General features: G+C 59.5%; 14 protein-coding genes. All 14 read right to left on the bottom strand.

Annotation, left to right across the window (positions count from 1 at the left end; translation table 11 throughout):
• Positions 1 to 16: 16 nt before the first annotated feature.
• The 14 genes from hisS to iscR all read right to left on the bottom strand — a co-directional run bounded on the left by hisS (position 17) and on the right by iscR (position 11,562).
• Complete coding sequence (hisS, locus tag DKY63_RS24695; protein WP_110966498.1) at positions 17 to 1,306, bottom strand: histidine--tRNA ligase; 1,290 nt, start codon at positions 1,304 to 1,306, stop codon at positions 17 to 19.
• A 37-nt stretch (positions 1,307 to 1,343) separates the two neighbouring features.
• Positions 1,344 to 2,453 (bottom strand): flavodoxin-dependent (E)-4-hydroxy-3-methylbut-2-enyl-diphosphate synthase, encoded by a 1,110-nt coding sequence (gene ispG, locus DKY63_RS24690; RefSeq protein WP_020795607.1) that lies wholly within the window; start codon positions 2,451 to 2,453, stop codon positions 1,344 to 1,346.
• 3 nt (positions 2,454 to 2,456) lie between these two features.
• Positions 2,457 to 3,512 carry a RodZ domain-containing protein gene (locus DKY63_RS24685; RefSeq protein ID WP_110966497.1) on the bottom strand — a complete coding sequence of 352 codons (1,056 nt, stop codon included), beginning with the start codon at positions 3,510 to 3,512 and terminating at the stop codon, positions 2,457 to 2,459.
• Positions 3,512 to 4,270 (bottom strand): type IV pilus biogenesis/stability protein PilW, encoded by a 759-nt coding sequence (pilW, locus tag DKY63_RS24680; protein WP_110966496.1) that lies wholly within the window; start codon positions 4,268 to 4,270, stop codon positions 3,512 to 3,514. The genes DKY63_RS24685 and pilW overlap by 1 nt, the downstream gene beginning before the upstream one ends.
• A 15-nt stretch (positions 4,271 to 4,285) precedes the next feature.
• A complete protein-coding gene (gene rlmN, locus DKY63_RS24675) occupies positions 4,286 to 5,431 on the bottom strand; it encodes a 23S rRNA (adenine(2503)-C(2))-methyltransferase RlmN (protein ID WP_110966495.1) in 1,146 nt (381 codons plus the stop codon).
• A gap of 29 nt (positions 5,432 to 5,460) precedes the next feature.
• The gene (gene ndk, locus DKY63_RS24670; RefSeq protein WP_110966494.1) at positions 5,461 to 5,886 is read right to left on the bottom strand and encodes a nucleoside-diphosphate kinase; all 426 of its coding nucleotides are present in this window, start codon (positions 5,884 to 5,886) and stop codon (positions 5,461 to 5,463) included.
• 88 nt (positions 5,887 to 5,974) lie between these two features.
• Positions 5,975 to 6,175, bottom strand: coding sequence for a Fe-S cluster assembly protein IscX (iscX, locus tag DKY63_RS24665; protein WP_110966493.1), 201 nt, complete (start codon positions 6,173 to 6,175; stop codon positions 5,975 to 5,977).
• A 14-nt stretch (positions 6,176 to 6,189) separates the two neighbouring features.
• Positions 6,190 to 6,531 (bottom strand): ISC system 2Fe-2S type ferredoxin, encoded by a 342-nt coding sequence (gene fdx / locus DKY63_RS24660; protein ID WP_085715824.1) that lies wholly within the window; start codon positions 6,529 to 6,531, stop codon positions 6,190 to 6,192.
• A 2-nt stretch (positions 6,532 to 6,533) separates the two neighbouring features.
• Positions 6,534 to 8,396 (bottom strand): Fe-S protein assembly chaperone HscA, encoded by a 1,863-nt coding sequence (gene hscA / locus DKY63_RS24655; protein ID WP_110966492.1) that lies wholly within the window; start codon positions 8,394 to 8,396, stop codon positions 6,534 to 6,536.
• Positions 8,397 to 8,447: 51 nt separating this feature from the next.
• On the bottom strand, positions 8,448 to 8,969 hold the full coding sequence (gene hscB, locus DKY63_RS24650; RefSeq protein WP_110966491.1) for a co-chaperone HscB: 522 nt from the start codon (positions 8,967 to 8,969) through the stop codon (positions 8,448 to 8,450).
• A gap of 8 nt (positions 8,970 to 8,977) precedes the next feature.
• Positions 8,978 to 9,301: an iron-sulfur cluster assembly protein IscA gene (iscA, locus tag DKY63_RS24645; protein WP_110966490.1), complete on the bottom strand. Its 324-nt coding sequence runs from the start codon at positions 9,299 to 9,301 to the stop codon at positions 8,978 to 8,980.
• 34 nt (positions 9,302 to 9,335) lie between these two features.
• Positions 9,336 to 9,722, bottom strand: coding sequence for a Fe-S cluster assembly scaffold IscU (gene iscU, locus DKY63_RS24640; protein WP_007974006.1), 387 nt, complete (start codon positions 9,720 to 9,722; stop codon positions 9,336 to 9,338).
• 83 nt (positions 9,723 to 9,805) lie between these two features.
• Complete coding sequence (locus tag DKY63_RS24635) at positions 9,806 to 11,020, bottom strand: IscS subfamily cysteine desulfurase (RefSeq protein WP_110966489.1); 1,215 nt, start codon at positions 11,018 to 11,020, stop codon at positions 9,806 to 9,808.
• Positions 11,021 to 11,070: 50 nt separating this feature from the next.
• Positions 11,071 to 11,562 carry a Fe-S cluster assembly transcriptional regulator IscR gene (gene iscR / locus DKY63_RS24630; protein ID WP_007903581.1) on the bottom strand — a complete coding sequence of 164 codons (492 nt, stop codon included), beginning with the start codon at positions 11,560 to 11,562 and terminating at the stop codon, positions 11,071 to 11,073.
• Between the last annotated feature and the right edge of the window lie 175 nt (positions 11,563 to 11,737).

The following is an 11,737-nucleotide window of genomic DNA, read 5'->3' as shown; positions in this document are numbered from 1 at the left end:
GCTGTTTATGACAGCTTCAACCCTGCACGACGCAGGTGGCCAGGTGTGCAGCAAGCGCATCCCAGGCAATGCTTTGTTGTTCGCCCTGGCCACGCAGGGGTTTGAAACCTACCACTTGCTGGGCCATCTCGTCGTCACCGAGGATCAGTGCATACAGCGCACCACTCTTGTCGGCTTTCTTGAATTGGCTTTTGAAGCTGCCGGCGCCGGCGTTTACTTGCAGGCGCAGGTTGGGCAACTGGTCACGCACACGCTCGGCCAGTGCCAAGCCAGCCAACTCGGCCTCTTCACCGAAGGCGCAGAGGTATACGTCGACCTGACGGGAGATTTCTTCCGGGATCTGCTCCAGGGTTTCCAGCAGCAGGACCAGACGCTCGATGCCCATGGCAAAACCCACGCCGGCAGTCGGCTTGCCACCCATCTGCTCGACCAGACCGTCGTAACGACCACCGGCACACACGGTGCCCTGTGCGCCAAGCTTGTCGGTGACCCATTCGAAAACGGTTTTGCTGTAGTAGTCCAACCCGCGAACCAGCTTCGGGTTGATGACATAAGGAATGCCGGCAGCGTCCAGACGAGCCTTGAGGCCCTCGAAGTGCACACGGGACTCTTCGTCGAGGTAGTCGGCCATCTTCGGCGCATCGACCAGGATCGCCTGGGTTTCGGCGTTCTTGGTGTCGAGCACGCGCAGCGGATTGGTCTTCAGGCGACGCTGGCTGTCTTCGTCCAGCTTGTCCAGGTGTTGCGACAGGAACGCGACCAGCGCTTCACGATAACGACCACGGGACTCACTGGTGCCCAGGCTGTTGAGCTCGAGTTTGACCGCATCACGGATGCCCAGCTCGCCCCACAGGCGCCAGGTCAGCACGATCAGTTCAGCATCGATGTCCGGACCGTCGAGATTGAACACTTCGACACCAATCTGGTGGAACTGGCGATAACGGCCTTTCTGCGGGCGCTCGTGGCGGAACATCGGGCCGATGTACCAGAGCTTCTGCACCTGGCCACCACCGGTGATGCCGTGTTCGAGCACGGCACGTACGCAGGCAGCGGTACCTTCAGGGCGCAGGGTCAGGGAGTCGCCGTTACGATCGTCGAAGGTGTACATCTCTTTTTCGACGATGTCGGTCACTTCACCGATGGAGCGCTTGAACAGCTCGGTGAACTCGACGATCGGCATGCGGATCTGCTTGTAACCGTAGTTATCCAGCAAACGCGAAACGGTGCCTTCGAAGTGACGCCACAGGGGAGTCTGTTCGGGCAGGATGTCGTTCATGCCACGAATGGCTTGCAGAGACTTGCTCACTTTAAATCCTTAAATTCGTTCGGCTCGTTAGTCAGGCTCAGCCACGCGCGATGACGGCAGCGTCGGCTTCGACCTTTTCGGCCGCTTTCTCGCGGATCAAGCGTTCAAGCTCATCCACCAGATTGTCATTCGTCAGTTTCTGCGACGGCTTGCCGTCGATGTAAATCAGGTTTGGCGTGCCGCCGGTCAAGCCGATATGGGCTTCCTTGGCTTCACCCGGACCGTTCACCACGCAACCGATGACCGCGACATCCAGCGGCACCAGCAGGTCTTCGAGGCGCCCTTCCAGTTCGTTCATGGTCTTGACTACATCGAAGTTCTGCCGCGAGCAGCTCGGGCAGGCGATGAAGTTGATGCCACGGGAACGCAGGTGCAGGGATTTGAGAATGTCGTAGCCGACTTTCACTTCCTCGACCGGGTCGGCCGCCAACGAGATGCGAATAGTATCGCCAATCCCTTCGGCGAGCAGCATACCGAGGCCCACCGCGGATTTCACCGTGCCTGAACGCAAACCACCGGCTTCGGTGATGCCCAGGTGCAACGGCTGGACGATTTCCTTGGCCAGCAGGCGATACGCCTCGACGGCCATGAACACGTCGGAGGCTTTCACGCTGACCTTGAAGTCCTGGAAGTTCAGGCGCTCAAGGTGCTCGACGTGACGCAAGGCAGACTCGACCAGCGCTGCCGGTGTCGGCTCGCCGTATTTCTTTTGCAGGTCTTTTTCCAGAGAACCGGCGTTGACTCCGATACGAATCGGAATCCCGCGATCACGGGCGGCATCGACCACGGCGCGCACACGATCTTCACGACCGATGTTGCCCGGGTTGATACGCAGGCAGTCGACACCGAGTTCGGCGACGCGCAGCGCGATGCGATAGTCGAAATGGATGTCGGCGACCAGTGGCACCTTGACCAGTTGCTTGATCTTGCCGAAGGCCTCGGCGGCGTCCATGTCCGGTACGGAGACCCGCACGATATCGACACCAGCGGCTTCAAGGCGATTGATCTGAGCGACGGTGGCCGCGACATCGTTGGTGTCGCTGTTGGTCATGCTCTGCACAGCGATAGGCGCATCGCCGCCAACAGGCACATTACCGACCCAGATCTTGCGCGATTCGCGACGTTTGATTGGAGATTCGCCGTGCATGACTTATTGACCCAACTTCAGGCGAGCAGTCTCGCCACTGGTGAACGGAGCAACATCAACCGCCTGGCCGTTGTAGCTGACTTGCGCGCCACGGGCGTAGCCCAGGCGAACGGCGAACGGTGGCTTGCCATTGACGGAAAGGCTGTCGCCTTTGCGCTTGAGACCGCTGAACAGCACCTTGCCGCCACCGTCGGTGACTTGCGTCCAGCAATCGGCAGTGAACTGCACTTGAACCTGACCCTGGCCGGCGACCGGCGCAGCAGGTGCTGCCGGAGTAGCGGCAGGGGCTGGTGCAGGGGCAGCAGCAGCGGTCACAGCCGGCGCTGGCACAGCAGGAACCGCCGGAGCCGGAGCAGCCGGAGTCGCAGCAACTGCGGGAGTGTTGTGCACTGGCGCAGCAGGCGCTGGAGCAGGAGTGGCCGGTGACGCCGGAGCTGCCGGCGCTGGTACTTGAGCTTGAGCTTGCGCCGGTGCTTCAGCCGAAGTTTCGGCCTGCGGCAAAGCCAGGGCAGTCGAACCTTCGGCCTCGCCCTCGGCGACCGCCTGATCTTCCGGCTCATCCAGCGGATGAATCTGGGTGGTGCCGTCGGCGCCTTCGACTTCAACGTGCTCAGGGCTCAGGCTGACCAGATCCTTGTTGCGCAAGGAAGTCTGATCCTGCCACCAGACGAAACCGCCACCAATCACCGCTACCAGCAGGAGCAGGCTGACAATGCGCAAGATCGTGTGGGAAACCCGCACCGGCTCTTCGATACGACCCAGGCTATGAACGTTGCTGCCTTGGGAGTCGGTGCCGGTGGATTGATCGAATTGCTGAACCAGAACGGCCTGGTCCATGCCGAGCAATTTGGCATAGGCGCGAATGTAACCGCGGGCGAAGGTATGCCCCGGCAGCTTGTCGAAAGCGCCGGCTTCCAGATGACTCAGGGAATTGACGGTGAGGTTGAGCTTGAGGGCCACTTCGGCCAGCGACCAGCCATTGCTTTCGCGGGCCTGGCGCAAGGTCTCACCGGGATTAACGCGATTCGCTGCTACAACTTCGGGATGCGCCGCTTTCATCATTGCTCCGACAGGTATTGCTGATATTCCGGTGTACCCGGATAGAGTCGTTTTAGTTGCAGGCCGAAACTGGCGGCCTTGTCGCGATCTTCGAACACTTTTGCCAGCCGAACGCCGAGCAATAGACTACGTGCATTTTGCTCGGCAAGCAGGCTGAAACGATCGTAATAGTCACGCGCGGGCACATAATGCCTGTCTTCGTAAGACAACTCAGCCATTTCCAGCAAGGCACGTGGCTGTTGCCGATTCAAACGCAGGGCTTTTTCCAGTTGCTGCTGCGCCAGGTCACGCTGGCCCAGCATCGCGGCGGTCATGCCGAGGTTCTCGAAAACCCGCGAGCGCTCAGGATACAGGGTATCGGCAGCCGCCTGCTCAAAGCGCTCGTAGGCTTCCTTGTAACGTTTCTGCTCGAAAAGAAAACTGCCGTAGTTATTGAGGATGCGTGCATCGGCGGGACGGGAGGACAGCGCCTTGCGAAAATGCTGGTCGGCCAGTTCCGGCTCCATCTCGGCCTGGAACACCAGCCCCAGCGCCGCGTTGGCATCCGGGTCCGCGCCATCCAGCTCCAGCGCTTTCTTCAACGGGACTTTCGCCCGCTCGGTCATGCCCTGCTGCAGATAGCCGATGCCCAGTTGTACGTACGCCTCACGCGCTTCGTCGCGGCCCTTGCTGGTCTTCATCGGGTTGTAATCGCCCGAAAGAACACAGCCAGCACACAGGCTGGCCAGTAACAAAAGCAGCGCAAAGCGCAGGGACATAGAGATCCTCTCTGTTTACTTGTTCGCGGCGTTCACGGCCATATCGTTTTCGGCGCTCAACTCGCGCACGGCGATATAACGTTCGCTGCGACGGGTGCGATCCATCACCTGCCCGACCAATTGACCACAAGCGGCGTCGATGTCTTCACCACGGGTGGTGCGGACGGTGACGTTGAAACCGGCATGATGCAGCTGATCCTGGAACCGACGAATGGCGTTGTTGCTAGGCCGCTCGTACCCGGAGTGCGGGAACGGGTTGAAGGGGATCAGGTTGATCTTGCACGGGACGTTCTTCAGCAACTCGATCATTTCGACCGCGTGCTCGACCTTGTCGTTCACGTCCTTGAGCAAGGTGTACTCGATGGTCAGTACACGCTTTTCGCCAAGGGACGACATGTAGCGCTGGCACGATTCGAGCAGCATCTTAAGCGGATATTTCTTGTTGATCGGCACCAATTGGTTACGCAATGCGTCGTTCGGTGCGTGCAGGGACAACGCCAGGGAGACGTCGATGTGCTTGGCCAGCTCATCGATCATCGGCACCACGCCCGAGGTGGACAGGGTCACGCGGCGCTTGGAAATGCCGTAGCCCAGGTCATCCATCATCAGATGCATGGCGGCAATGACGTTGTCGAAGTTCAGCAGCGGCTCACCCATGCCCATCATCACCACGTTGGTGATGGCACGGTCGACGGTCGCCGGGACGCTGCCAAAGGATTTGTTGGCAATCCACACCTGGCCGATGACTTCGGCGGCGGTGAGGTTGCTATTGAAGCCTTGCTTGCCGGTGGAGCAAAAACTGCAGTCCAGGGCACAGCCTGCCTGGGACGAAACGCACAAGGTGCCGCGTTTGCCCTGGGGAATGTACACGGTCTCGACGCAGCTGCCGGACGCCACGCGCACCACCCACTTGCGGGTGCCGTCGCTGGAGATGTCCTCGCTGACCACTTCCGGACCACGAATTTCGGCAACAGCCTTGAGCTTCTCGCGCAAGGCCTTGCCGACGTTCGTCATGGCGTCGAAATCATCGACGCCAAAGTGGTGAATCCATTTCATTACCTGACCGGCACGGAAACGCTTCTCCCCGATTGAGTCGAAGAATTTTTCCATTTCCGGCTGGGTGAGCCCCAGCAGGTTGGTTTTAACAGTCGATGTAGTCATGGATTCACCTTCACTCTTTAAGCCAATGCTTAGCGAGTGGTTACTTCAGTAGCTGCGAAGAAGTATGCGATTTCGCGAGCGGCAGCGGCTTCGGAGTCCGAACCGTGTACGGCGTTGGCGTCGATGGATTCAGCGAAGTCAGCACGAATGGTGCCGGCAGCAGCTTCTTTAGGGTTGGTAGCGCCCATCAGCTCACGGTTGCGAGCGATAGCGTTTTCACCTTCCAGAACCTGAACGACAACCGGACCGGAAGTCATGAAGGCAACCAGGTCACCGAAGAAACCACGCTCTTTGTGCTCAGCGTAGAAACCTTCGGCTTCGGCTTTGGACAGTTGCTTGATTTTCGAAGCGACGATGCGCAGGCCAGCGTCTTCGAAACGGGTGGTGATCTTGCCGATCACGTTTTTGGCAACAGCGTCAGGCTTGATGATGGAGAAAGTACGTTGAACAGCCATGGTGTAACTCCAGAAACGGTAATGTGCGAAAAATTAAACCCGCGAATTATACGCGGGTTCTCGGGTATTGCCTAACCTGCGGCGTGGCTCAGTCGCGTTCTTCGATCCAGTGGGCCTGAATGGCCTCCAGAATCTTTTCGCCACAATGCTCAGGCTTGTCGCCGAACTCGGGCAATTCCATCACCCACTTGCGCAGATCGACGAAGTTGACCGACATAGGGTCTACATCAGGCTTGGTTTCAGCCAGCTGGATCGCGATCTCCAGCACATCAGTCCACATGAGACTCATGACAATTCCTTGAATCAGTGCGGCGCTTCGGCTGCGTGGTTGAGCGAGTACTTCGGAATTTCGACGGTCAGGTCTTCAGTCCCGACCTTCGCCTGACAACCCAGGCGAGACTGGGCTTCCAGACCCCAGGCCTTGTCAAGATAGTCCTCTTCCAGCTCGTCGGCCTCTTCCAGCGAGTCAAAGCCCTCGCGAATGATGCAGTGACAGGTGGTGCAGGCGCAGACGCCACCACAGGCACTTTCCATCTCGATATGGTGCTCATGGGCCAGCTCGAGGATGGACGTACCGGTCTCAGCCTCCACGACCATGCCTTCCGGGCAAAACTTTTCGTGTGGCAGAAAAATGACCTGCGGCATCGTTATTCCTCAATCTCATTCAGGTTGCGCCCCGCCAGCGCGGCTTTCACCGTCGAGTCCAGGCGGCGGGCTGCAAAGGCATCGGTCACTTGCGACAGACGCTTGGTCTGCTGCTCGATGGCGTAGCCATCGGTACCTTTCATCAGTTCGGTCAGTTCCTGCACCTGCATCTCGATGACCATGCGCTCGTCGGCGTCGAGCAGACGGTCGCCGTCAGCTTCCAGGGCAGCCTCCACCGCTTCGACCAGGCGCTGGGCATCGACCTGCTGCTCGCGCAGAACGCGAGCCACCTTGTCATCGCTGGCGTATTCGAACGAGTCCTTGAGCATCTTGGCGATTTCGCCATCGGTCAGGCCGTAGGACGGCTTGACCTGGATACTCGCCTCCACGCCCGAACCCAATTCGCGAGCAGAGACGCTCAGCAAACCGTCGGCATCGACCTGGAAGGTCACGCGAATCTTCGCCGCGCCCGCCACCATCGACGGAATGCCGCGCAATTCGAAACGCGCCAGGGAGCGGCAGTCGCTGATCAGCTCGCGCTCACCCTGCAATACATGGATCGCCATGGCCGACTGGCCATCCTTGTAGGTGGTGAAGTCCTGGGCGCGGGCGACGGGAATGGTGGTGTTGCGTGGAATCACCTTCTCCATCAGGCCGCCCATGGTTTCCAGCCCCAGGGACAACGGAATCACGTCAAGCAGCAACAGCTCTTCGCCATCGCGCTTGTTGCCAGCCAAAGTATCGGCCTGGATCGCGGCCCCGATGGCCACCACTTGATCCGGATCGATTTCAGTCAGCGGCTGACGACCAAAGGCTTCGGCGACGGCTTCGCGAACGCGCGGTACGCGGGTCGAACCACCGACCATGACCACGGCATGAACGTCTTCCAGCTCAATACCAGAGTCACGCACGGCGCGGCGACAGGCTTTCAGGCTGCGAGCGATCATCGGCTCGATCAGCGCATTGAAGGCTTCGCGGGTCAGCTCGGCTTTCCAGTCGCCATAAACGACTTCGACAGAAGCGGCGTTGGTCAGCGCTTCCTTGGCGGCACAAGCGGTTTGCAGCAGATTGCGCTGCGCACCCGGATCGAGGTCGGCCGACAGACCGGCGCTCTCGATGATCCAGCCAGCGATGGCATGGTCGAAGTCATCACCGCCCAGGGCGCTGTCGCCGCCGGTGGCCAGCACTTCAAACACACCGCCGGTCAGGCGCAGGATCGAAATATCGAAGGTACCGCCACCCAGATCGTAAATCGCCACCAGACCTTCGGCATGCTGATCCAGACCATAAGCCACGGCGGCTGCGGTTGGCTCATTGAGCAAACGCAGCACGTTCAGGCCAGCCAGCTTGGCGGCGTCTTTGGTGGCTTGACGCTGAGCATCGTCGAAATAGGCCGGGACCGTGATCACCGCGCCCACCAATTCTCCACCCAGGGTGGCTTCGGCACGCTGGCGCAGAACCTTGAGGATATCGGCTGAGACTTCGACCGGGCTTTTCGGGCCCTGGATCGTGTCGATGAACGGCATGTGCGATTCGCCGCCGACAAAGCGGTACGGCAGTTGATCGCCCAATTGCTTGACGTCGGACAGACCACGACCCATCAAGCGCTTGACCGACAGCACAGTGTTCAAAGGATCGGAAGCGGCAGCCAGCTTGGCGGACTCGCCCACTTCGACGCGATCAGCGTGATAGCGCACGGCAGACGGCAGGATCACCCGCCCTTCTGCGTCGGCCAGAGGCTCGGAAAGACCACTGCGCAAGGCAGCGACCAGCGAATTGGTAGTGCCCAAGTCGATCCCCACAGCCAGACGACGCTGGTGCGGTTGAGGACTTTGGCCGGGTTCGGCGATCTGCAGTAGGGCCATCGTTATCAGGACTTATCTGTATATCAGGCGTGCGACCGGAGCGGCACTGGGTTAATCGTCGAGGCGCTCTTCTAACTGGCGCACTTCGTAGGTGAGCTTGTCGAGGAACTGCATGCGTCGCATCAGGCGCTCGGCCCGCTCGCGTTGCGCGGCATCATTCCAGCAAGCGGCAAAGCTTTGGTTCAGCTCTTCCTGCGCAGCCTTGAGGCGGCGCTTGAACGCGGCCACACCCGACAAGTCGGCACTGTCGTGCAGGTCTTCAAGCTCTTCACGCAACTCCATCTGCTGAAGAAGAAACTCCGGATCATGCACCGTGACCTCCAGCGGAAGCTCGCCACCATTCAAGGCGAGCAGGTAACGCGCGCGCTTGGGAGGGCTCTTGAGCGTCTGGTAGGCCTCGTTGAGGCTCGCGGACTGTTCCAGCGCGAGCCGCTGCTCACGCTCGGTGGCGTCAGCAAAGCGGTCCGGGTGAACGCTGCGCGCCAACTCACGGTAGCGCGAAGCCAGCTGATCGAGATCCAGGTCGAAACCCGGTTTCAGCTCGAATAAAGCGAAATGACAAGGAGTACCCACGACAAGCCTCAGATGTTGAAGCTTTCGCCGCAGCCACATTCACCGCGCACGTTGGGGTTGTTGAACTTGAAGCCTTCGTTCAACCCTTCCTTGACGAAATCGAGCTCGGTGCCGTCCAGGTAAGTCAGGCTTTTCGGGTCGATGATCACTTTTTCGCCGTGACTTTCGAACACCTGATCTTCCGCAGCCAACTCGTCGACAAACTCCAGCACGTAGGCAAGGCCGGAGCAGCCCGTGGTGCGAACACCCAGACGAATCCCCTCACCCTTGCCGCGCCCATCAAGGGAGCGTCGCACGTGTCGTGCTGCCGCTTCTGTCATGCTGATAGCCATCGTCGACTCCTTACTCGTCGCCAAATCTTGAAATTCAGATCAAGCCTTTCTTCTGCTTGTAGTCGCGAACAGCCGCCTTGATGGCGTCTTCGGCGAGCACGGAGCAGTGAATTTTCACAGGCGGCAGGGCCAGCTCTTCAGCCAGCTGGGTGTTCTTGATGGTTTCTGCCTCGTCCAGCGTCTTGCCCTTCATCCATTCGGTGGCCAGGGAGCTGGAAGCAATGGCGGAACCGCAGCCGTAGGTCTTGAACTTGGCATCTTCGATGATGCCGGCGTCGTTGACCTTGATCTGCAGGCGCATGACGTCGCCGCAAGCCGGCGCGCCGACCATGCCGGTACCGACGTCAGGATCTTCCGCGTCCATCTTGCCGACGTTGCGCGGGTTTTCGTAGTGGTCGATGACCTTTTCGCTGTAAGCCATGATTCTTAATCCTCACTCATCAGAGAGTCGCTCTTTGAGCCCCGGAACCTGAGTCCACGGGGCCGGTTCGCGGCGACTTGAAATCAGTGTGCCGCCCACTCGATTTTCGAAATGTCGACACCGTCTTTGTACATATCCCACAGCGGCGACAGAGCGCGCAGCTTGGTAACGGCCTCGCAGACTTTCTGCGCGGCGTAGTCGATTTCTTCTTCGGTGGTGAAACGGCCGAAGGTGAAACGAATCGAGCTGTGCGCCAGTTCGTCGTTGCGGCCCAGGGCGCGCAGAACGTACGAAGGTTCCAGGGATGCCGAGGTGCAGGCCGAACCGGACGATACCGCCAGATCCTTGAGAGCCATGATCAGCGACTCGCCTTCAACGTAGTTGAAGCTCAGGTTCAGGTTGTGCGGAACGCGGGCGGTCAGGCTGCCGTTGACGTACAGCTCTTCCAGGTGCTCGACCTGCTTGAAGAAACGATCGCTCAGTGCCTTGATGCGCACGTTCTCGGCAGCCATGTCTTCCTTGGCCACGCGGAAGGCTTCGCCCATGCCGACGATCTGGTGAGTCGCCAGGGTGCCGGAACGCATGCCGCGCTCGTGACCACCGCCGTGCATGGTCGCTTCGATGCGCACGCGAGGCTTGCGGCTCACGTACAGCGCGCCGATGCCTTTAGGGCCGTAGGTCTTGTGGGCGGAGAAGGACATCAGGTCGACTTTCAGTTTCTGCAGGTCGATCTCGACCTTGCCGGTGGACTGAGCGGCGTCGACGTGGAAAAGGATGCCTTTGGAACGAGTCAGCTCGCCGATGGCGGCGATGTCGTTGACGGTACCGATCTCGTTGTTCACGTGCATGATCGATACGAGAATGGTGTCGTCGCGCAGTGCGGCTTCGACCATCTCTGGAGTGACCAGACCGTCTTCACGAGGCTCGATGTAGGTCACTTCGAAGCCTTCGCGCTCCAGTTGGCGCATGGTGTCGAGGACAGCCTTGTGTTCGATCTTGGTGGTGATCAGGTGCTTGCCTTTGGTGGCATAGAAATGTGCCGCACCCTTGATTGCCAGGTTGTCGGATTCGGTGGCACCGGAGGTCCAGACGATTTCACGCGGATCGGCGTTGACCAGATCGGCCACCTGACGACGGGCGTTTTCGACGGACTCTTCGGCTTTCCAGCCAAATACGTGGGAACGGGACGCCGGGTTACCGAAGTTTCCGTCGACCAGCAGGCATTCACTCATCTTTTGCGCGACACGCGGATCAACCGGGGTAGTCGCAGAGTAATCAAGGTAAATCGGCAATTTCATGGACTATCTCCTAAATCAGGCTGGCTGGCGCGCCGTTAGCTCTGTGGCTGTCATTCGACGGCGGACGCTTCAATCTTGTCCAGGCGTGGCGCCTTGCTGTTGCAACGGCGTTGATCCTGGCGCTGGGCTACTTCTTGCACCTCACGGCGAGTGACAAGGTCAGCCAAGCTGATACCGCTCAGAAATTCGTGAATTTGCAGGCTCAGATCGCACCACAAGTGGTGAGTCAGACAGGTATCGCCTTGATGGCAATCACCCTGGCCCTGGCATTTGGTGGCATCGACCGATTCGTTCACCGCATCGATCACCTGGGCGACCTGGATACCCTGCATGTCGCGTGACAGCTGGTAGCCACCGCCTGGACCACGAACGCTGGACACCAGATTGCTGCGGCGCAATTTGGCGAAAAGCTGCTCGAGGTAGGACAGGGAGATGCCTTGGCGCTCGGAGATATCGGCCAGGGACACGGGCCCGTGCTGCGCGTGCAACGCCAGGTCGAGCATGGCGGTCACGGCGTATCGGCCTTTTGTAGTCAGTCGCATGGACAGTTACCACGGAGTTCGGAATGGGTACGAGTATGCGATTCCCGAGTATTTAAGTCAACTATAAGACCTAGTACTTTAGTCAGGTTTACCCGCAAAAGAGCGCGCGAATGATAGCAGGGTCTGCGGCTTAATGGCACACCGCTTAGCGCTGCGCCATTGCCTGAAAGCGACC

The sequence above is a fragment of the Pseudomonas putida genome (genome assembly GCF_003228315.1).
Classification (GTDB): domain Bacteria; phylum Pseudomonadota; class Gammaproteobacteria; order Pseudomonadales; family Pseudomonadaceae; genus Aquipseudomonas; species Aquipseudomonas putida_S.
This window is presented reverse-complemented; position numbering and strand designations above follow the sequence as displayed.